Origin of the sequence: Catenulispora rubra (assembly GCF_015356825.1) — a bacterium.
GTDB lineage: Bacteria > Actinomycetota > Actinomycetes > Streptomycetales > Catenulisporaceae > Catenulispora > Catenulispora rubra.
Map to the genome: position 1 here is coordinate 1 of NZ_JAACYW010000123.1, position 20,188 is coordinate 20,188.

The 20,188-nt window shown below is 70.1% G+C and carries 20 protein-coding genes; 12 read left to right on the top strand and 8 right to left on the bottom strand.

The features are described 5' to 3' along the window. The first annotated feature begins 139 nt into the window (after window positions 1–139). The 4 genes from GWK61_RS59860 to GWK61_RS28960 are packed head-to-tail and all read left to right on the top strand — an operon-like array spanning window position 140 to window position 4,751. Window positions 140–850 carry an efflux RND transporter periplasmic adaptor subunit gene (locus GWK61_RS59860; protein ID WP_194913722.1) on the top strand — a complete coding sequence of 237 codons (711 nt, stop codon included), beginning with the start codon at window positions 140–142 and terminating at the stop codon, window positions 848–850. Then, entirely contained in the window at window positions 847–2,766 is a 1,920-nt protein-coding gene (locus tag GWK61_RS28950) for a glycosyltransferase family 2 protein (protein ID WP_194913723.1), read from the top strand. The genes GWK61_RS59860 and GWK61_RS28950 overlap by 4 nt, the downstream gene beginning before the upstream one ends. Before the next feature lie 41 nt (window positions 2,767–2,807). Continuing rightward, window positions 2,808–3,731 (top strand): hypothetical protein, encoded by a 924-nt coding sequence (locus tag GWK61_RS28955; protein ID WP_194913725.1) that lies wholly within the window; start codon window positions 2,808–2,810, stop codon window positions 3,729–3,731. A 24-nt stretch (window positions 3,732–3,755) separates the two neighbouring features. Next, window positions 3,756–4,751, top strand: a complete 996-nt coding sequence (locus GWK61_RS28960; RefSeq protein WP_194913726.1) for a hypothetical protein — start codon at window positions 3,756–3,758, stop codon at window positions 4,749–4,751. A gap of 97 nt (window positions 4,752–4,848) precedes the next feature. Here GWK61_RS28960 and GWK61_RS28965 read toward each other — a convergent pair whose 3' ends face one another. Then, entirely contained in the window at window positions 4,849–5,865 is a 1,017-nt protein-coding gene (locus tag GWK61_RS28965) for an aldo/keto reductase (protein ID WP_194913727.1), read from the bottom strand. 85 nt (window positions 5,866–5,950) lie between these two features. On the opposite strand from GWK61_RS28965, the gene GWK61_RS28970 reads away from it, so the two are divergent. Further along, the gene (locus tag GWK61_RS28970) at window positions 5,951–6,616 is read left to right on the top strand and encodes a TetR/AcrR family transcriptional regulator (protein ID WP_194913728.1); all 666 of its coding nucleotides are present in this window, start codon (window positions 5,951–5,953) and stop codon (window positions 6,614–6,616) included. 9 nt (window positions 6,617–6,625) lie between these two features. On the opposite strand, the gene GWK61_RS28975 is transcribed toward GWK61_RS28970, so the two are convergent. Next, entirely contained in the window at window positions 6,626–7,297 is a 672-nt protein-coding gene (locus GWK61_RS28975) for a TetR/AcrR family transcriptional regulator (RefSeq protein WP_194913729.1), read from the bottom strand. 162 nt (window positions 7,298–7,459) lie between these two features. On the opposite strand from GWK61_RS28975, the gene GWK61_RS28980 reads away from it, so the two are divergent. Further along, window positions 7,460–9,085, top strand: coding sequence for a phospholipase C (locus GWK61_RS28980; RefSeq protein ID WP_194913730.1), 1,626 nt, complete (start codon window positions 7,460–7,462; stop codon window positions 9,083–9,085). A 19-nt stretch (window positions 9,086–9,104) separates the two neighbouring features. Here GWK61_RS28980 and GWK61_RS28985 read toward each other — a convergent pair whose 3' ends face one another. The 3 genes from GWK61_RS28985 to GWK61_RS28995 all read right to left on the bottom strand — a co-directional run bounded on the left by GWK61_RS28985 (window position 9,105) and on the right by GWK61_RS28995 (window position 11,762). Continuing rightward, the gene (locus GWK61_RS28985) at window positions 9,105–10,148 is read right to left on the bottom strand and encodes a carbon-nitrogen hydrolase family protein (protein WP_194913731.1); all 1,044 of its coding nucleotides are present in this window, start codon (window positions 10,146–10,148) and stop codon (window positions 9,105–9,107) included. A 166-nt stretch (window positions 10,149–10,314) separates the two neighbouring features. After that, window positions 10,315–11,358: a DUF2804 domain-containing protein gene (locus tag GWK61_RS28990; protein WP_194913732.1), complete on the bottom strand. Its 1,044-nt coding sequence runs from the start codon at window positions 11,356–11,358 to the stop codon at window positions 10,315–10,317. Between the two features lie 32 nt (window positions 11,359–11,390). Continuing rightward, window positions 11,391–11,762 (bottom strand): oxidoreductase C-terminal domain-containing protein, encoded by a 372-nt coding sequence (locus GWK61_RS28995; RefSeq protein ID WP_194913733.1) that lies wholly within the window; start codon window positions 11,760–11,762, stop codon window positions 11,391–11,393. Between GWK61_RS28995 and GWK61_RS58750 the strand changes: the two genes are divergently transcribed. Further along, window positions 11,749–11,877, top strand: a complete 129-nt coding sequence (locus tag GWK61_RS58750; protein ID WP_267254385.1) for a hypothetical protein — start codon at window positions 11,749–11,751, stop codon at window positions 11,875–11,877. The two genes, GWK61_RS28995 and GWK61_RS58750, sit on opposite strands and share 14 nt — an antisense overlap. Window positions 11,878–11,971: 94 nt before the next feature. Next, window positions 11,972–13,324 (top strand): sensor histidine kinase, encoded by a 1,353-nt coding sequence (locus GWK61_RS29000; RefSeq protein WP_194913734.1) that lies wholly within the window; start codon window positions 11,972–11,974, stop codon window positions 13,322–13,324. Between the two features lie 19 nt (window positions 13,325–13,343). Here the strand turns inward: GWK61_RS29000 and GWK61_RS29005 are convergent, their stop codons facing one another. Continuing rightward, window positions 13,344–14,051: a hypothetical protein gene (locus GWK61_RS29005; protein ID WP_194913735.1), complete on the bottom strand. Its 708-nt coding sequence runs from the start codon at window positions 14,049–14,051 to the stop codon at window positions 13,344–13,346. A gap of 69 nt (window positions 14,052–14,120) precedes the next feature. Here GWK61_RS29005 and GWK61_RS29010 point away from each other — a divergent pair, with 69 nt between their 5' ends. Then, on the top strand, window positions 14,121–14,768 hold the full coding sequence (locus GWK61_RS29010) for a response regulator (protein WP_194913790.1): 648 nt from the start codon (window positions 14,121–14,123) through the stop codon (window positions 14,766–14,768). Window positions 14,769–14,802: 34 nt separating this feature from the next. On the opposite strand, the gene GWK61_RS29015 is transcribed toward GWK61_RS29010, so the two are convergent. Further along, the gene (locus tag GWK61_RS29015) at window positions 14,803–15,564 is read right to left on the bottom strand and encodes an SDR family oxidoreductase (RefSeq protein WP_194913736.1); all 762 of its coding nucleotides are present in this window, start codon (window positions 15,562–15,564) and stop codon (window positions 14,803–14,805) included. 102 nt (window positions 15,565–15,666) lie between these two features. Between GWK61_RS29015 and GWK61_RS29020 the strand changes: the two genes are divergently transcribed. Further along, the gene (locus tag GWK61_RS29020) at window positions 15,667–16,134 is read left to right on the top strand and encodes an RrF2 family transcriptional regulator (RefSeq protein ID WP_194913738.1); all 468 of its coding nucleotides are present in this window, start codon (window positions 15,667–15,669) and stop codon (window positions 16,132–16,134) included. A gap of 292 nt (window positions 16,135–16,426) precedes the next feature. On the opposite strand, the gene GWK61_RS29025 is transcribed toward GWK61_RS29020, so the two are convergent. Further along, window positions 16,427–16,855, bottom strand: coding sequence for a pyridoxamine 5'-phosphate oxidase family protein (locus tag GWK61_RS29025; protein WP_194913740.1), 429 nt, complete (start codon window positions 16,853–16,855; stop codon window positions 16,427–16,429). Between the two features lie 176 nt (window positions 16,856–17,031). Between GWK61_RS29025 and GWK61_RS29030 the strand changes: the two genes are divergently transcribed. Together GWK61_RS29030 and GWK61_RS29035 are read left to right on the top strand one after the other, a co-directional pair. Then, window positions 17,032–19,029 (top strand): hypothetical protein, encoded by a 1,998-nt coding sequence (locus GWK61_RS29030; RefSeq protein ID WP_194913742.1) that lies wholly within the window; start codon window positions 17,032–17,034, stop codon window positions 19,027–19,029. Window positions 19,030–19,172: 143 nt separating this feature from the next. Continuing rightward, entirely contained in the window at window positions 19,173–20,126 is a 954-nt protein-coding gene (locus GWK61_RS29035) for a LysR family transcriptional regulator (protein ID WP_194913748.1), read from the top strand. Window positions 20,127–20,188: the final 62 nt, after the last annotated feature.

The following is a 20,188-nucleotide window of genomic DNA, read 5'->3' on the forward strand; positions in this document are numbered from 1 at the left end:
AACTGCCCCGGACGCATGGTCGCCGACGTCTCCGCCGACGCCGACCCCCAGACCGACACCGACTCCCCGATTGAGTCCGTCGGACCCGCCCGCGGCACCGACCACCAACGCAACGCTCTGCCAGACGCTGCAAGCAGAGGTGGCCAAAGACAGCGCGGCACTGTCAGAAGCACAGGCCCAACTCACATCGGTCCAGTCCGCCGCACTCGACGAGCAGCAACGCGACGCCGATCAGCTGTCGCAGGCCCAAACCCTGCAACAGACGGTTCTGGGCCAGTCGAGTCCGGGATCCGTCCCGGTCGCGGTGACCATCGCGCAGGCCAAGTCGCAGCTCGCCGCGTCCCAGGCCCAGGTCGCCAAGGACGAACAGATTCTGAAGAACGCCTCGATCGTCGCCCCCGCGGACGGCACCGTCGCCGACACCGCGGGCGCCGTCGGCGACCAGGTGCGCTCTGACGGAGTCCACCAATACGCGGGCCCGCCCGGGCAATCCGGGACGACGACCGGCCAGCAGCAAGGGTTCCAGCTGTTCGCCGGGCAACCGACGGCCGGCGGCGACGGCCGCGCCACCCAGCCGAGCGGCTACAACCCGCTCATCACCCTGTATTCGGCACCGATGTCGGTGACCGCGCAGGTCCCCGAATCGAGCATGGGCCGGATCCACACCGGGCAGCCGGTGACGCTGGCCGTGGCGGCGGCCGGCGCGACGGCGAAGGGGACGGTGCAGGAGATCCTGCTCGATCCCGCGAAGGTGTCCACCGGTGTCTACTACGACGTCGTCATCTCCATGGCCACCACCCCGCCCGGCGTCCTGTGCGGCATGACCGTGAACGTCGGCCTGCTCTCATGACGCGCTCACCGGGCCTCGTGCTGCTGATCCTGGACATCGCGGTGCTGTTGGTCGTGGTCCTGCAGCCGCTCGGGCGGCGGTTCGACGACTCCGACCGGGGCGCGGGCAGCGTGGTCAGACTCCCGCCGTTCCAGCGTCCCTCGCTGCCCCGGGTCACCGTCTTCCTCACGCTGGTCGTGGCGGCGAACGTGGTCATCGTGGCGTTCCGCACGTCACCCTTCGTCCAGCTGTACCGGGCCCTCGTGGCCCGGCTGCTGGACTCGGTGGTCCACGATCCCGCGTTCGCCACCTACTACGCGGCGAAGCTGGTGCCGCTCGTCCCGACGACAGTGCTCGAATTCATGGTGATCACGGCCCTGGTCCTGCCGGCCACGCCCGGCCGGCGGCTGATGATCGCCGGGCACGGAGTGCTGTTCCTGGCGGTGTCGGTCGTGACGACCACCGTCCTTGCGCTCGTCGCCCACGCCCTGCACGCGTCGGTGGGGCCGCTGCCGCTGATCGACCTCGTGTTGCAGGAGTCGGTCGCGTTCTTCGTCGTGTTCCGCTTCGCCTTCACGAGTTTCCAGTTCCCCCGGGTGACCCAGCTGCCGGCCAGCAAGCCGGGGCGGCGGCGGGAGACGCTGGTGCTGCTCCTGTGCCTCGTCGCGTCGCTGTCCCTGATGGGCAGCCTGGCCGTCGTGCTGATCGCGCAGGCCGGCGCCAACCTGCTCGTCGCGTTCCTGGTGGTCCGGGCGTTGCGTTCCGGCGTCATGGACAGCATCTACGTGTTGCTCGGCCTGGTCCGGTTCGCAGGTCCCGGGGCGCCGCGGCCCGACGGACGGCGGCCACCGCTGGAGGTCATCATCCCGGCCTACAACGAGGCCGTGGTCATCGAGCGGACTTTGCGCTCGATCGACCGGGCGGCTGCGGCGTACGGCGGTCGCGTCCGGGTGATCCTGTGCGACGACGGGTCCACCGACGACACCCGCGCGCTGGCTGAAGGCGTCATCGCGGAGTTCACCCACGCGACGGGGGAAGTGCTCCAGGGAAGGCACGCCGGGAAGTCGGCGGCGCTCAATATGGCGCTCGCCGAGTGCACCGCCGACTACGTCTATCGGGTGGACGCGGACTGCGCGCTGGACGCGAACGCCTTCGTGTACTCGGTGCCGCACTTCTTGGAGCATCCGGACATCGGGCTGGTCGGGGCGTTCGTGCTGCCGAAGGAGCCTTACACCACCTGGATCGACCGGATGCGGGCGCTGGAGATGATCTTCAGCTTCGGATTCGCGCGGGTGATGCTGGCGGAGGTCGACGCGGTGCCGTGCGTGCCGGGCACGTTCTGCGCGTTCCGTCGGCTGCCGGCCCTGGCCATCGGGGGCTTCGTCCACGGGACGCTGGGGGAGGACGTCTTCTTCACCTGCTCGATGGCCCGCCTCGGCTACCGGGCGGCGATCGATCCGCGGGTGATCTCCTACGAGGACGTGCCGACGACGGTCCGCCAGTTGCGGGTGCAGCGGTTCCGGTGGTGCAAGGGCGGGATCATGAGTTTCGCCGCGTACACCCCGTTCGGGTGCGGCGCGCCCGGTCCCCGGAACTGGTTCAAGATGCCGCTCGGGGCCGGCAAGGGGCTGCTCAAGCCGTTCGGCACGGCGATGCTGCTGCTGACGCTGGAGCTGTCGATCCTCGAACCGGCTGTGCGTCACAACCTGCTGCGATTCGCCGTGTTGCTGTTGGCGAGCCAGATCAGTTCCTTCGTTCCGCGGCTGCTTGTCATGGCGTACTACCGGCGCCTGCGGCTGCTGCCGTGGCTGGTGCTGTGGATTCCGTTCTCGTTCCTCAAGCGGTTCTTCATGATCGAGGCGTTCCTGTCCTTCGGGATGCGGCCGGTCAAGCCGCCGTGGCGGCTGCGCGCTCGGTGGGAAGGGGCGACCGAATGAGGTGGGCTCGGGGGTTCCGGCTGGTTGTCGCGGCGTTTGTGGTGTCGGTGCTGGTGGGTCAGGTTGCTGCTTGCTCCACTGGCACGGGTCCGGGTACGCACGCACGTCATGAGTCCCAGGCGCAGGCGCCGGCAGTGAAGCCGGCGGGCAGTGGCCCGCTCAGTTGGATTCTGACCAAGGTGGCCCTGAACGCGCTGATCGCGGATTCCCATGTGCGCGCGCAGCTGTCCGGGGCTCAGATCTTCGAGATCCTCACAGGTACCGAACGTCCGGCGACGGCTCTGGCTGTCGTGCCGACGATGTCGTTCAAGAGCTTCGCAACTCTCGAAGACACTCTTATTCGGGGCACGCTGCGTCCGGACATCCGCGCGGTCATCTACGACGCGGAACACTGGGCGCAGACGCCGACTGACGAGCAGCGCGATCCTGCGACGTTCTACCAGCGTGCGGCCCAGCTCGCGCACGCGCATGGGCTGATCTTCATCGCGACGCCGGCGATGGATCTGGTGAACGCCGACGGAGGGAAGGCGGCGGATCCGGCGACGGCCTTTGTGGATCGGCGGATCGGGGCTGACGCCGCGCAGTCCGCCGACGTCGTCGACATCCAGGCTCAGAGTCTGGAACGCGACGCTGCCGCGTACCGGAGCTTCGTCGCCCGGGTCTCCGCTCAGATCCGGGCGGTCAACCCGAAGGTGACGGTGCTCGCCGGCCTGTCGACCAATCCGCACGGGTCGGCGATCACGCCCGACATGCTGGTGGCCGCCATGCTCGGCGCGGCGGGCCAGGTGACGGGGTTCTGGATGAACGTCCCGGGCAAGGGCAGCGACTGCCCGAAGTGCAACGCGCCGCAGCCGGACGTCGCGGTCGCCGCTTTGAGCGACGGCCGGATGGCGCGGCTGGCGGAGATCTTCGCTCCTTCTGATGCGGCATCTGGCTTATCCGCAACGCCGAAATCCTCTTCCTAACCCGACGAACTGGAAGGCACACTCATGTCAGTCGACCGTAAGTCCCCTGCCCGCAGCTCTGTCACTCGCAGACAGTTCATCCGCGACACCGGCGCGGCGGCCGGGATCGTCGTCACCGCCTCGGCTCTCAGTACGAACACCGCCGGCGCCGCTGCTGCCCCTGCGGCTCGTGGAGCGCAGAGCACCGCGCTGACCTGGCTGCTGGCCCGCGAAGCGTTCGACAATCTCTCCAACCCGGTCCTCGGCGGCAGTCCGAAGGTCTGCCAGAGCGCGTTCGGCACCGGGAGTACGTGGTTCAGCACCACGTACAACGGCGACAACACCATCGCGTCACCGGTTCCGGCCGGCTACAGCGGCGTCGCCGTCCTCAAGTTCGCGAGCTACCAGAACGGATCGACGGGGCTCGTGGACGCCATCGCCGCCGGGCTGCCCGCGTGGGTGGCGGCCGTGCAGTACGACGCCGAGTCGTGGATCAACACGCCGGACATCGAGCAAGGCTCGTGGGTGCTGAACCGCCACACGCAGATCAGCTACGCGCAGGAGTTCTGCGCGACGGCGCACAGCCACAATCTGAAGGTCGTGCTGTCTCCCGGCAACGACCTGTGCAACAACTCCCCGAACCCGGCGTACCCGGGGAGGCGTCCGCAGTACCCGATCACGTCCGTCGACGGGGGTATGGACTACAACGCCTTCGTCCGTCACCGCCTGGCCGGCGCGGCGCAGTATCTCGCGCCCGGAGACATCTTCGAGTATCAGGGGCAGCAACTCGAACTGGACGCCACCACCTATTCGGCGATCACGACGCAGGTGGCGAACCAGGTCAAGGCCGCGAACCCCGGCGCCCTCCTCCTCGCCGGCCTCGGCCGCAGCAAGCCGCCGTCGGACGGCGCGACCTGCCTCGAACTCACCGCCGCGGCGACCGGCGTCGCCGGCGTGGCGGCGGGGTACTGGCCGAACGTCGGTGAGTACTCGAGCCAGGTGAAGCCGATGATCTGCTGCTTGAAGAAGCTCGGGTTCTGAGCGGGCGCTTGGTGCGGTCCGCGCAGAGGCAGGTGGGCTGGAGGATCTCAACGATCTTCCAGCCCCTCTTGTGACACCCACCCATGAAGCAGAAGTGCTACCGCCGCGCCTCGAACCGGTTACCGGCTTCGCCGTAGACGAACTCGCCGGTCATGGCGATGAAGTCCTGGGGGAATCCGAGCTCGAATGATGCGGCCTCTTCCAAGCGCCGCACCGCGTCGGCCGGGAGCTCCACTTCCAGTGCGGCCACGCTGTCGTTCAGCTGATCGATGGTGCGGGCGCCGATGATGGGGTGGATCCAGCGGTGGTGTGCGCGGGTCCAGGCCACCGCGGCCTGGGAGGAGGAGATCCCGAGTTCGTCGGCGACGGTGTCCAGCACTGTTGCGACGTGCAGATCGCGCTCGGACAGCATGTCGCGTGAGGTGCGGGAGCCTTCGGTGGCGCCGTCGCGGGTGAACTTGCCGGTGAGGACGCCGCGCGCCAGGGGCGCCCAGGCGGCGACCGACATGTGCAGGGCGTCGGCCATGGGCAGCAGTTCGCGTTCGATGCCGCGCTCCAGCAGGCTGTAGTTGAGTTGCAGGCCGGCGAACGGTGTCCAGCCGCGGAGTTCGGCCATGGTCTGGGCCCGTGATGCGACCCAGGCCGGGGCGTCGGACAGACCTATGTAGAGGACCTTGCCCGAGCGGATCAGGTCGTCCAGGGCGCGCATCGTCTCCTCAATCGGAGTGTGCGCGTCCCAGATGTGCACCCAGAGCAGGTCTATGTAGTCCGTGTCGAGCCGCCGCAGGCTGTCCTCGACGGAGCGGCGCAGGTTCTTGCGGTGGTTGCCCGCGGCGTTGGGGTCGGTGCCGTCCATCGACAGCGTGTACTTGGTGGCCAGGACAAAGCGCTCGCGGTCGTCGCCGAGCAGTTCCCCGACGATCCGCTCGCTGGAGCCCTCGGTGTAGCGGTTCGCGGTGTCTATGACATTCCCACCGGCCTCGGCGTAGGCGGTGAAGATCTTCCGGCAGTCCTCGACGGAGACACCCCAGCCCCAGTCCTCGCCGAACCCCATGGTGCCGAGGAAGGCTTCTGAAACGCGCAAGCCGGTGTTCCCGAAGGTCGTGTATCGCATGGCCCTACGATACGCAGCGACTAGACAGTCTGTCTAGACGACTTGTCTATACGACGTGTCCATGACGGTCGCTACCATGACCGCCATGGCACAGGGAGCTGGAGCACCGCGCCGGACCGGCCGTGACGACGGCGAAGTCCGCGAGGCGATCCTCGCGGCGACGCGCTGTCTGCTCGACCAGCGTCGCTTCGACGAGCTGAGCGTGGCCGACATCCTGGCCGCCGCCGGCGTGGCCCGCGGGAGCTTCTACTTCTACTTCGCGGGCAAGCATCAGGTGCTGGCTGAGCTCACGCGGCGCGCCGTCTCCCGTGGTCACGAGGCCGCCGAACCGTGGATGGCGAGTTCCGACGACCCGCGCGAGACCATCCGGCACGGCATCAGCGAGGGCGCGAAGCTGTGGCGCGCCGAGGCGCCGGTCCTGAGGGCGATGGTCGAGAACTGGCGCAGCGATCCGGAGCTCGGCGAGCTCTGGCTGGGCATGATGGGGAGCTTCACCACCGCGACCGCTGAACGGATCGCCGTTGATCAGGCGCCTGTCGGCGAGGCGGCGGTCGGTGGTGATGTGAGCGGTGGGAATAGCGAAGTCGACACCGGTGACCTGGCTGCGGCGCTCACCTGGCTCGGCGAGCGGCTGTACTACCTGGCGGCGATCGGAGTCGAGCCGTTCGCCGACGAGGACGCCTTGGTGGACGTGCTCACTCACATCTGGATGAGTGTCCTGCATCCCGGCAGCTTCAGCCGCCCGGAGTGAGGTTCGCCTTCAGCTCCCAGTGCGCGTGAGGTTCTCGATCAGCAGCGACAGCGTGAAGTCGAAGCGCTGGTGTCCGTGGCCGGACGTCAGCTCGGTCGCGTAACGCCTGGTCTGCGGGAACGTCTCCTCGGGCAGTGCGGTGAGCCGGCCGACCATTTCGTCCTGGCTCAGTACCCACGTCGCGTCCTGGTCCTTCTGCCGCTGCTGGACCAGCGAGACCTCCAGCGCGTAGCCGGCGACGTAGAGCGTCATGCCGTCCATAGCCCACGCGGCGGTCTGGGGCTCGATGCCTCCGGCGAGCAGGATCGCGAAGATGCCCTCGCCGACGCGCAGGATCTCCAGGTTCGCCGGGACCATCGCCAGCGCGGCCTTTGAGACCCCCGGGTACTTCAGATACAGGTCCCGCATCTGCGCGTACACGTCTCGCAGCTGGTCCTGCCAGCGCGCCGGGTCCGGTTCCGGCAGCACGATCTGCGAGCACAGCCGGCCGATGATCAGGTCGTCGATGTCGGCCTTGGTGGTGATGTGTGCGTACAGCGAGGAGGGGCCGGTACCCAGCACGTTCGTCACGCGCCGGATGGTCAGCGCGTCGTAGCCCTCCGTGGCCACGACCTGCAGCGCGGCGTCCGTGATCCGATCGAGAGTGATCGGCGTCCGGCGCGGTCGGGGATCTGGGGCCATGCGCGCCACTCTACCTTGATGCGAACTAAGTTCGTCCGCGGCGATTTCCCTTCACCGGATCGTCGCCGCACTGACCGGTCGCAGGGCTTGTCAATACGCCTCGGACGGTTAGGTTACTGACGCGTAGCGCAGCCATCGGAACCGTCTTCACCGGAGGAACCCATGAGCGACCAGTCCGCACGTCCGGAACCCGCACGTCCGGAACACCACGACGTCAGCCGCCGGGAACTGATCGCCGGATCGGCGGGGGCGCTCGGTGCGGCCGCGCTGGCCGGCGTCGGGGCGCAGAGCGGTGGGCCCAGCGGGGAGCCCAGCGACGCGCAGAAGAAGATCCTGGACACTGCGCTGGCGGCGTCGGCGAGCGGCGCGGCGAGTCTGAGCGACGTGGAGCACGTCGTGGTCCTGATGCAGGAGAACCGGTCCTTCGACCAGTACTTCGGGACGCTGTCCGGGGTGCGCGGGTTCTCCGACCCGGCGGTGCCGACGCAGACCGTCGGCGGTACGCAGTACCCGGTGTTCAACCAGTTCGGTTTCGCGCCCGGCATCGGCGCGTCCGCGAGCGGGTACCTGCAGCCGTTCCGGCTGGTGAGCAACCCGCCGTTGGAGAACGGGCAGACCACGAACGACGTCTCGCACAGCTGGGCCACACAGCACCAGAGCTGGAACAACGGCGCCATGGACTCCTTCGTCACCGCGCACCTGGCCGCCGACGGCGCCAGCAACGGCCCGGTGACCATGGGCTATTACACGCGCTCGGATCTTGCTTTCTACCACGCGCTCGCCGACGCCTTCACGATCTGCGACGCCTACCACTGCTCGGTGCTCGGCCCGACCGACCCCAATCGGCTGATGCTGATGTCCGCCTCGATCGACCCCGAGGGCACGCACGGCGGCCCGGTGGTGCAGACCTTCAGCAACCGGATCGGCGAGACCGGCAAGCTGAGCTGGGAGACCATGCCCGAGCGGCTGCTGGAGGCCGGGGTCAGCTGGAAGGTCTACAACGACCCGATCGGGTTGCTGGCGCTGAGCCCGCTGCCGTACTTCAAGAACTACGACAACCCCTTCTCCATCACCGGCCTGGAGCTGATCGGGCGGGGGCTGACGCCGAACTACCCCGACGACTTCAAGGCCGACATCGCCTCCGGCCATCTGCCGGCGGTGTCGTGGATCATCCCGCCGGTCGCGCTGTGCGAGCACCCGGCCGCGCCGCCGTACTACGGCGAGTACTTCGTGCAGGAGGTGCTGGCCGCACTGGTGTCGAACCCGGAGGTGTGGGCGCGCACGGTCGTGTTCGTGGTCTACGACGAGAACGGCGGCTTCTTTGACCACGTCGCCCCGCCGACCGCGCCGCCCGGTACGCCCGGGGAGTGGCTGGCCTCGCTGCCCTCGGCGGCCGGCGGCGTGGACGGCCCGATCGGCCTGGGCTTCCGCACCCCGGCGCTGGTGATCTCGCCGTTCAGCGCCGGCGGCTACAAGTACTCGGGCACGCTGGACCACACCTCGGTGCTGCGGTTCATCGAGTCCCGCTTCGGCGTCGAGGTGCCGAACCTGACGGCCTGGCGGCGCGGCGTGACCGGCGACTTCACCGGCGCCCTGAACCTGACCGCGCCGCCGAACACCAGCTTCCCGACGCTGCCGGTGGTGGACATCGGCGACACGTCTGTGGCCGAGCAGGCGGTGCTGAACGCGCTGACGGGGACGTTGGATGTCGGGATCCCGTATCCGCTGCCGACGTCGAACAGCATGCCTGCGCAGGAGAGCACGCCTGCTCGGCCGAACGTTCCCTAGGGTCTGACTTCCCTAGGTTTTAGAAGCGACTCCGTGCCTCGCTGCGCGGATCCGCGACCACCCGGTGCGCTTCGTACAGTCCGCTCCGCGCCTCCCGGCGCCACGGTCGTGCGTAGCGCACCGCGATCTCTACTTCCGTCGCGCCGTCGTCGATCCCTCCGACGACGAGCGCGGCGGCGGTGGAGGGGGCGCAGCGTGCCGACCAGGTGCCGTCCGGGCCGATCAGGCCCGAGGGGGTGATCGTGCCCTGCGATGCCGCGGCCGCGAAGGCGACCCACATGCCGTTCGCCGCCGCGAGGCCCTGGGCTTCGGTCGCGAAGGCCTTCTCCCAGTCGTCGATGCCGGCGCCGGTCGTGGCGAACAGGACGCAGTCCACGCCCTGCTGTTCGTATGCCGCGAAGAGCTCCGGGTAGTGCACCTCCATCCCGAGCAGGCAGCCGAAGCGGACGCCGTCCACGTCGAAGGTCACCGTCGCCGCGCCGGGCGCGTACATGTACGTCACCTTGGTCTTCGACAGCAGGCGCTCGTCGTAGCGGCCCTCGACCGTGCCGCGGTCGGAGATGACGTACAGGCTGTTGTGCGGCCGGTTCGGCGGCGTCAGCCGGTGCACGGAGCCGAGCACCGTCCACAGCCGCAGCTCGCCGGCCAGCTTCGCGACGGCCGTCAGCTCCTCGCGCAGCACGTCCCACTCGAAGCGGGACCAGTCCGAGGGGCCGACCTCGTCCGGGAGCGACGACATCACCCGCTTGTTCGGCGCGCACATCGCGCCCTCGGGGAAGAGTAGGAGCCGCGCGCCGGCCCCGGCCGCCTCCCGCATCAGTTCCCGTACTTGCGCGCCGGCGGCCCGCAGCGCCGCGACGTCGCGGGGGTCGTCGGCGAGGGTGGTCTGTGCCACCGCCACCGAAACGCGCTTCCCGCCGCGTGCCGTCGCTTCTGTTTGCTGTTGCGACACCTCAGCTCCTCCTGAAGCTGTCCGGAAGTGCCGGAGGGCAGCGGTGTAGGACTCGCCGGTTTTGGCGGCACGGGAACGCACCCGCTTCTTGAACCTCTTGTTCGCTGTCATCTCGGCCTTCCACGCCCCGAACGACGATCCCCCAGCGATCCGCCCGGAACGGCGGCACCTCGACAGCGACCTGAGACGGTGGGTCCCTTTGCCTCCGGTGGTCAGGCCGTGCTGGGGACGGCCGCAGGAGGTTCGGCGTAGGTCACGCGCGATCCATAGTAGCGACTCACATGCGTGCGTCCATGCTTTCGCAGACGCCGTGCACGTCCTTCACTTCGACGATCGTGCTGTCGTCGGTCCCGTTGCCACCACTGGCGCCGCAGCCAGTGCGCAGGGTGCCGGTGTAGCTGCCGAACATCTGGAAGTAGTCGATCGCCAGGACGCCGAGCTGGTGCTTCACCGTCTTGCGTCCCTCGGGGGTGAAGACGACGTCCAGACGGCCGTCGGCCGACGCGATCCGCCACGGCGCGGTCGAATCGCCGGCCTGCTTGGTGAAGCTGACGTTGGACAGCGCCTCGCAGGAGTCCGGCGTCCACAGACACGACTCCTCCGGCTGGCCGATGATCTCCCGCCGGTTCACGAAGTTCGCGCCGACCGGTCCGTCGGCCGTCGGGAGCGCGAACGTGCCCCAGACCCAGCGCGTGCGGTAGGGGAGCAGCGAGCGGTGTTCGTCGAGGATCGCGAGATCCCGCTCGGGAAAGAAGGTGACCGTCGTGTCGCCGAAGCGGAGCGTGCCCGACACCGGGTACAGGGCTTTGTGTGTGTACATCTTCCCGCCGGGCAGGTGCGAGCTCACCGACAGCGGGGCGCTCGACGCGGTCGCGTCCAGCGTGAGGTCGGCGACGATCGCCGGGGCCTGGCCGGACGCGGCTATGTCGACCTTGATGCGGTGCCGGCCGGTCTGCTCGGAGAAGTCGTAGGCGATGCGGTACCCGCGCTGGGCGATCGCGCAGCTGTTGTCCATCAGGTTGTGCGGCAGGTTCAGCGAGCCGCCGAGGGCGTTCGCGGCGTGCTGGTGCAGGCGCGCAGAGTCCCGGTCGTAGACGTAGATCTCGGAGCTTGCCAGGTAGTGCGCGTCCTGGAGGATCAGCGAGGAGTAGATCTCAGGGTGCAGCAGAGTGAAGCCGACCCACTCCTTCAACCGCAGACGGCGGTGCGCCCGGGCCAGGCCCTGGTACTCGGCGAGCGGGTCGACGACGGCCGGACGGTTCGGCAGGCGGCCGTACCGTCGGGTGCCGGCGACGACCAGGCGGTCATGATCAGCGGCCATGGGCGCTACTCTCGCCCCGCTCACGAGCTGCGTCAAGGGTCCGGGCGATCACCGTGCAAAGCCAGCTGTCGCAGCGCCCGGAACTCCGCCGGCCGGTTCATCGCCACGACCGCGACCACCTTGTCCCGTCGCCGGAACACCACCGAGGCGTCGCACGCCGCGGGGTCGCCGTGCACCTCGTACTCGGTGCCGAGCTCCGGCCGGCCGCAGATCTGGATGGTCACGCCGTGCTGGTCGGACCACGACCAGGGCAGGCGCGGGTACGGCGTCAGGGTCCCGGCGATGGTCTTGGCGACCGCCGCGCCCTGCTCCATCGCCTCGTTCCAGTGCTCGCCGCTGTGCCGGCCGCCGTGCACCTTGACCGGGGCGTCCCTGCCCGGCGTGGGAGTGGTGACGGGCGGCACGGGGCGCCTGCGTCACGCGCACGGGTGCGGCGTGTGGCAGATTCCCGTCGCCGACGCGTACGTGACCGGCGGCGGCTGGGGGAAGGAGATCCTGACCGGCAGCCTGCACGTCTAGCTGCGGTTGACCGCGAGGGGGCGGTTAACCGAACTGTGCGACCTACGTGCCTGCCCCCTGGGTTCGGGGCCGGCCGTCGATCATGATGGTGGTCATGCCCGCCAAGCCACTGCCACTGCCACCGCCACCGCCACCGCAGTCCGCCGAGGACGCCGCCGCCCCCGAAGCCCCGCACATCGGCTTCGTCGCGGCGGCGCTCTACCTGGTGGCCAGCTCCGTGCTGTGGGCCGTGGCGTTCGTCGGCGTCAGCGCGTTGATGCTGCTCGGCGTCGTGCTGACGGTCACGCCGATCGGGCCCTGGGTGCTGGCGCTCGCGGTGGCGGCGGCGCGCGGGTTCGGGGTGCTGTACCGGGGGCTGGTGCTGCGGCTGTTCGGGGAGCGGCTGGAGCCGCCGGCCGAGCGCACCGAGCGCGGGGCCCTGGCCTGGCGCCGCTTCATGCTCGGCGGGGACGGCGGCGGCTGGACCGAGGCCGCGTTCCTGTCCGTGCGGCTGCCGATCGCGCTGCTGAACCTGATCGTCGGCGTCGGGCTGTGGTTCTACGGGCTGTTGTGGGTGTTCTGGCCGCTGATGCGGAACTGGGACGACCTCTACACGCGCGAGCCGGACGGCACCGTCCGGCGGGGGATCCACATCTTCGGGTTCTGGTTCGACACGCTCCAGCGCTCGTTCCTGCTCACGATCGCCGGGCTGCTGACGGTCGCGCTGGCGGCCTGGACGGCGCGCAAGTTGGTGGCGCTGGACCTGCGGTTCTACCGCGTGGTCCTCGGTTCGGGGCGGATGGCGGCGCGGGTGCAGCAGCTGGAGCGGTCGCGCAGCTACGCGGTCGACGATTCGGCGGCGACGTTGCGGCGGATCGAGCGCGACCTGCACGACGGGGCGCAGGCGCGGCTGGTCGCGCTGGGGATGCAGCTGGTGATGCTGAAGGACAGCCTGGACGGGGAGGCGGCCGGCGAGGCGGCCGGGGACGCGCGGTTGGAGCACAGCCGCGGCCTGGTCGACCAGGCGCAGGTCACGGCGAAGACGGCGATAGCGGAACTGCGCGATCTGGTGCGCGGCATCCATCCGCCGACGTTGGACCAGGGGTTGGAGACCGCGTTGCGGACGTTGACCGCCAACGGTCCCATTCCGACCGTGCTGACCGTGCGCGTCCCGGATCCGCGACCGGCCGCGGCGATCGAGACCATGGCGTACTTCTGCGCGGCCGAACTGCTCACCAACGCGGCGAAGCACGCACGTGCCACGTGCGCGACCGTGACGGTCGAGGCTGACGGTCGCCACCTGATGCTGCGCGTCACGGACGATGGTCGCGGCGGTGCGCGGATGCGGCCCGGGGGTGGTTTGGCGGGGCTGGCGGATCGGGTCGGCACGGTGGACGGGACGATCGAGATCGAGAGTCCGGCCGGTGGGCCGACGGTGGTGACGGTCGCGCTGCCGATGAAGGCGTGAGGGTTGGCAGGCGTGAAGGCTAGAGCCCGGACAGGTCGATGACGACGGGGCCAGTGATCGGTAGCGCCACGTCGACCGGCTCGGCGGTCTTCGTGCACTGGATACGGAGGACCTGGTCCGAGACGAATTCCAGCTGCGTCATGAAGGATTCGCCGAGCCATTCCTCGGCTGAGGTGTTCTGGTCGGCGAGGAACCGGTCGAAGTCGGCCGGCAGGTGGACCCGGAGCGGGTGGCGCGTGATGTCGCCGCCGGGCAACTCGTGGACGCGGAGGTCGGCGTATTCGAAGACGAGCGGCCTGGTGTCGGGGACTTCGAAGAAGTCGAACTCGGAGTCCGCCTCGCCCGATGGGGAGACGAATCCCTGGCGGGTCAGCAGAATGTGCGCCAGGTACTGCGATCCCGGCGAGAAGACCGGGGTGTCTCCTTCTCCGCACTCGTCCCAGCCGCCCACGTATTCCAGCTGCGGCCGGATTCGGAACGCGTTGTAGCCTTCCTCGCTCTGGCCGGAGTAGTGGTACAGGGCCGCGTACTGCTCATCCGGCGAGACGACGATCTCGGTTCCGCCGATGCCCGAGTTCAGCCAGGCGGCATCTACGGTGACGACCGAGCGTTCGCCGCCGGCTGCCGTGGCGTCCGCGCGGAACTGTATCTGCGGGGTCCGTTCCAGCGACGACTCGCCGTTCCAGGAAAGCACCGCGCCGTCGATCTCCACCTCGTCTTCGCTCACGGACCGCACGCTACCGTGGAGCCCACCACAGCAACCGCTGTATACGCCGCACCGAAGGGCGACCACACCGTGCGCATCGTCATCGCCGAGGACACCGCGATCCTGCGGGACGGTCTCGTGCAGCTGCTCAAGTCGCGCGGGCAGGAGGTGGTCGCGGCGGTCGGGGACGCGGCGGCGTTGCTGGCGGCGGTGGACGAGCACGGTCCGGACGTCGCGGTCGTCGACATCCGGCTGCCGCCGGACCACACCGACGAGGGCGTGCGCGCGGCGGTCGAGCTGCGGCGGCGGTATCCGGGTCTCGGCATCCTGATGTTCTCGCAGTACGTCGAGGCCCGCTTCGCGACCGATCTGCTCGCGCACAGCTCCAAGGGCGTGGGGTACCTACTCAAGGAGCGGGTGGTCGACATCGACGACTTCATCGACGCGCTCAACCGGGTCGCGGCCGGCGGGACCGCGCTGGACCCGGAGGTCGTCACGCAGCTGGTCGGGGCGAACCGGCAGCCGGGGCGGGCCGAACGGCTCACGCCGCGCGAGGCCGAGGTCATGGCGCTGGTGGCGGAGGGCCGGACCAACGCCGCGATCGCCGGGACGCTGGTGATCGGCGAGCGTGCGGTCGAGAAGCACGTCGCGAACATCTTCACCAAGTTCGACCTGCCGCAGACCGACGTCGACCACCGGAGGGTGCTGGCGGTGCTGCGGTATCTGGGGGTGAGCTGATGAGCGGGGTTGTGGAGCCGTAATACCGCGGCCGCTACTTCTGCGCGGCCTTACGCTCCCGCTCCAGCCATTCGTCGAACGTCGTCGGCGCGATATGTGCGCCCTGTCCGGGGAGCAGCGTGTTCCCGGCCATCGCGACGCCGAAGATGCCGCCGTCCCAGGTCGGGACCAACTTGACGGTCTGGCCGCGGGCCTGGAGGGTGCGGCGTGCCATGTCGACCATGTCCTGGGTCTCCGGGCCGGCGACGTCGGCGAAGCGGGCTTTCGGCTCGCCGGTGGCGACCATGGCCAGGACGGCGGCGACGTCCGCGGGGGCGATCGGCTGGAGCAGCAGCGGGGCGATCGGGGCGACGCCGTCCTGCGCCGTCCAGCCGGCGACCATGGCGGGGAAGTCGTGGAACTGGGTGGCCGGGACGATGGTCCACGGCACGTTCCCGGCCTGGACCAGCCGCTCCTGCTCGCGCTTGCCGGCGTAGTGGGCGTTGCCCTCCACGCGGTGGATGCCGACGATCGAGAGCAGGACGTGGTGCCGCACGCCGGCCCGCTCCTCGGCGGCGAGCAGGTTGGTGGTTGTGCCGCCGAACCACGCGACGGTCTCCTCCAGCGTGCCGACCGGTCCGTTGGTGGCGTCGACGACCGCCTGCACGCCGACCAGCGCCCGGTCCAGGCCCTCGCCGGTGACCAGGTCCACGCCCTGCTTGCGGCTGATGCCCACGACCTCGTGCCCGGCGCGCTCGAGCGCCGCGACGGTGAGGGTTCCGATGTTGCCGGTGGCTCCGGCGACGGCGATGCGCATGGTGATGGCTCCTTTTCGCAAGATCCTGCTTCTCCTGGGCTCGTGACGCCGACTCTATCTCGGACTAAATAGATCCGCAATATCTGAGATAGAATCCCCCTCATGAAGCTGCCGACCAGCACCGAATGGGTCCTGCACTGCGCCGCCTCCCTGGCCCAGCTGCAACCCGGAGAAACAGCGTCGGCGGCCCAACTCGCCGCGTACTACGACCTCCCGGCGCCCTACCTGGCCAAACAGCTCCAGGCCCTGACCCGCGCAGGAATCTTGGCCGCCACCACCGGCCCCCGCGGCGGCTTCCGCCTAGCGCGCGCGGCGAAGGACGTCACACTCCTGCAGATAGTGGAGGCGGTGGACGGCGCGGTGGCGCCCTACGAATGCCGCGAGATCCGCCAGCAGGGACGCGGCGCCCTGAGCGCGGCGGAGTGCCAGGAGACCTGCCCACTGGCCCGAACGATGGCCGAGGCGCACATGGCCTGGCGGGCGAGCCTGGCGGCGGTGTCGCTCGGGGACATTCTCGGGGAGCTGCCGTCGGGGGCGCCGGCTCGGACGCGGCGGATTCTTATGGGGTGAGGTCGCGCGGGGGAGCAGCAGCATGCTGCGCCAGCCAGCCAGCCGCGCCAGCCGGACCGTTGAGTGCCGAGCCCCCGGGTCGCCGATTGTGCTGGCCGAGCAGCCAGATGCTGTGCACCGCGCTCGGCGAGCGGCCGCGCGAGCGAGGCCCGCGCCGGCGATCTGCTTGCGGCAGGCCAGCGCGAACCTGGTGCGGCATTCGTGCCAGGTAAGCGGTTGTGCGAGTGCTGTGCTGCGTGCGGTCGCCTGCCTGAGTGCGTGCGGTTCGATCCCGGCGCGGCGCCCGCGAGCGCTACTTCCGCCGGATCTCGCGTGCTCCGCCCTCCGGCGTCCAGAGCCGGATCACCAGCTCGTCGTTCTCGACCGTCGTGAGTACCACCTCGCGCAGGTCGAGTTCGAAGGTGTCGTCCGGGCCGGTGCCGGGCAGGGCGGTCGCGATGCCTGAGAGCTTGGCGTCGCCGTCGTGCATGGAGTCGTCGCCGGGGTTGGCGTGGAGGGCGAAGCGGCCGTCGCGCTTGAGGCCGTTGCCTTTGCGCGCCTGGGACATCGAGCCGAGGCGGAGGTGGCCGTCTTCGGTGAGGTCGACTTCGGTGCCGCTCACGCGGGGTGCTCCGTCCTTGCGGAGGGTGGCGAGGACGTGGTGCTTCGTCGCCGTCAGGCGGGCCCGGACCGCGGTGGCCAGGTCGGGGGCGGCGTCTGCGAACTGTTGCCAGGTAGCCATGACCCACCAGTCTCGTGCACGGCTCTGACAAGGGGAGTGTTGATCACTCATGGCAAACGGCTGACAAGAAGTGCTCTTGGTCTGACAGGGTTGGGGTAGCGGGTGTGTGGTGCGGAGTTCCGTGGTGACCATCTGCATCCTGACTCGTTCTTCAACCCGGAGAAGGGAGAGCCCTCGTGCTCGACGATCGCGACCGCCCCGCAGGCGGGCGGGAGGATCTCGAGGCGGCTTTGGTGCTGCACTATTCGCGCCTGGTCCGCATCGCGTACCTGGCCCTGCCGCCGGAAGGCGACCGGCACGGCCGGGTGCTGGCGGCGCACGCGATAGCGCAGCGCTCGCTGTCCGGCCGCACCGCGGGCCCGGCGGGTCCGCTCGGGCTGCTCGCGCTGCCCGCCCGATGGCTCCGGCGCTCGTCGGGGTCGGGGTCGGGGTCGGCGCCTGCGGACGGCGACTCGTACGCCACGCTGCGCCAAGCGGTCGTCAACGCGGTGCTGCGCCGGACCTGGTGGCCGCGCTCACTGCACCAGCCCTATGTCTGGGGCCTGCGACTCTTCCCGCTCGGCGGCGGATCGCAGGAACTGGCGGTGGACGCCGCGTTGCGCGGACTGAGCGTCACGGCGCGAATGGCCTACGTGCTGCTCGCGCTTGAAGACCTCGGCGCCGACGAGGTGGCCGGGCTGCTTTCCGGCGCAGGCGTGCGCGGCGTGCCCGCGGCGATAGAGACGGCGCAACGGCTGCTCGCCGAACACCCGGCCGACGTCCTGGAATCGTCGGAGTTCGACCCCTGTACCCTGCACACCCGCCCCGCCGACGTGTCACGCCGCAGGCGCCAGGCCCGGGGCGCGGCGGTGGCCGGCGGCGCGGCGCTCGCGGTGGTGCTGGCCGTGGTGATCGGCGTCAGCGGCTCGGGATCGACCGGTGCGGACGCGGCCGCGAACGCCGCGAGCGCCGGCCCCGCGCACGCGGCGATCCAGGTGGACGACAGCGCGTGGCAGCAGAGCCCCCGGCTGGATTTCGGCGTCTGGCCGTCGCGCGATGACGGGTCCGGGTCCGGGAGCGCGTCCGGGACCGCATCCGCATCCGCATCCGCAGCCGTCGGCCAAGCCCTCGACGCCTGGACGACACAGCACCCTGATGTCCTCAAACTCGGCCCCGGAGCCGCCGCCGGCCCGCTGCTCCAGCCGGTCCACGTCCTGTGGAACGGCCACCTGGACGGCGCGACCGTCGTGCTCCTCTTCGACTCGACCCGCCTGGCCCGCTACACGCAGCCCGACGCCCCGACCGCCGACGACCCGGTCCGCCTGGACGTGGCCCGCGCCGACGACTCGGACCTGACCTCCGCCGGAGCCGTCGTCCTCCGCTCGACCGAGGCCGGCGACCGGTGGCTCGTGGCCCCGTGGGTCGACGGCGTCAGTGTCAGGGACCTGCGAACTCCGGCCGCCGCCGCGTCCCCGGCGACCGTCTCCGACGGCGTCACCGTCGCGGTGCCCAGGCCGCCGACGTCCGGCTGCGGCTCCTGGCCCGTGCTCCAACTGCACGCGTCCGCGACCGTCGGCGGCCAGACGTTCGCGATGACGGACCTCGGCGGCGTGACCGGCACCCACCTCCTCTACACCGCACCCCCGAAGGGCGACCCGACGCAGACCCCGCGCGAGGTCGCGACCCCGGACACCTACGGCGCCGAGTCGCGCGTGGTCTGCAACCTGCCGGCGCTCCAGGGCCAGGACGTGAAGCAGATCGACACCTGGGTCTTCGCGCAGCAGCCCCTGCCGGAGTCTCAGGGTCTTGCGTCGTGGGTGTGCCTGCGCGCCGACCAGTGGTCCGGCAGTGGCTCGGCGACCAGCGAGTTCCTGCCGCCGTCGGCCCAGGCCCCGGCGACGGTGACCGGCACCGAGGCGAACGGCCGGACCTGCTCGGCGCTCGGCCAGAACGTCGTCGCGCAGGCCCGCTGGCGCGCCCCGGACGGCAAGGTCTACCTGCTGGTGGCCGGAACGCGGCACGTCGTGAAGGTCGCGGTCGCGGACGCCGCCGGAAACGTCCGGCAGATCGTCCCGGCGCCCGAGCACACCGCGGCCGTCGTGCTGACCGGCGCGGCAGCCGCCACCGGCAGCGGGCTCGGCGTCCTCGACGCCGGAGGACAGCTGCGGCCGATGGATCCCCAGCCGGGCGGCTAGCGGCGAGAAGGAGACAGACAGGGACAAAGGTCTGATACTCGCGGGGCCGGTGGCAGAGATGCCATCGGCCCCGCAATGTTCGTGCTTTGCCTTACTCGGAGCTGGATCTATCCTCACCACACCTGGCCATCGGGGAGGGATCCATGGAACTGGAACTCCGCCACCTGCGCACCCTGTGCGCCATCGCGGACGCCGGCAGCGTCGGGCGCGCGGCCGCCGTTCTGGGGTATTCGCAGCCTGCGATGAGTACGCAGCTGCGGCGCATCGAGCGGCTGTTCGGCGAGCCGCTGTTCCTGCGCGGGGCCGGCGGCGTCGAGCCGACGGCGTACGGCGTCGAAGTCGTCGCGCAGGCGCGTGACGTGCTGGCGCGGGCCGAGGCGATCGGTCGGCGCGGGAGCGCGACGTCCGGCGGCACCGGCCGCACGCTGCGGTTCGCGGCGACCAACACCCCGATGCTGCCCGGGCTCGTCGGCCGGCTGCGCGCAGTGCTGCCGGACCTGACCGTGTCGGTGAGCAGCGTCTACTCCTCGGCCGCCATCGTCGAGCAACTTGAGGACGACGCCCTGGACGCTGGCGTCGCCGCCGACTACCCCAGCCGGGAGCTGGCGCACTCCGACCGGCTCGCACACCGGGGCATCGTGACCGAGCCGTCGTTCGTCGCGCTGCCGGCGCGGCATCCGCTGGCGCGGCGGGTGGAGGTGGCGCTCGCGGATCTGGCGCCCGAGGCGTGGTTCATGACGCCGGATGACGGCGCGGGGTGGCCCGGGGTCTTCTACGCCGCGTGCCAGACGGCCGGCTTCGAGCCGGCTGCGGTCCACGAGTTCCTGGGCGACCAGATGCAGCTGCAGACGATGATCGCGGACGGGCTCGGCGTCTCGATGGTGCAGGCCACGCTCCGTCCGCTGCCCGGCGTGGTCATCAAACCCCTGATCGGCACGCCGCTGTGGTGCCGGTATCTGTTGGTGTGGCGGCGTTCCGGGCTGAGCGACGACGTCGCCGAGGCGTTGTTCGCCTCGGCCACTGCGGCGTACCGGACGTTGATCGGGCGTTCGGCGCACTTCCAGACGTGGGCTGCGGGCGCGTACAAGGCGCACTGAGACTGTGCCATTGAATCTGTGACATTGCACTGCTGAGCTGGAACGACACGGGGGTTATGGCA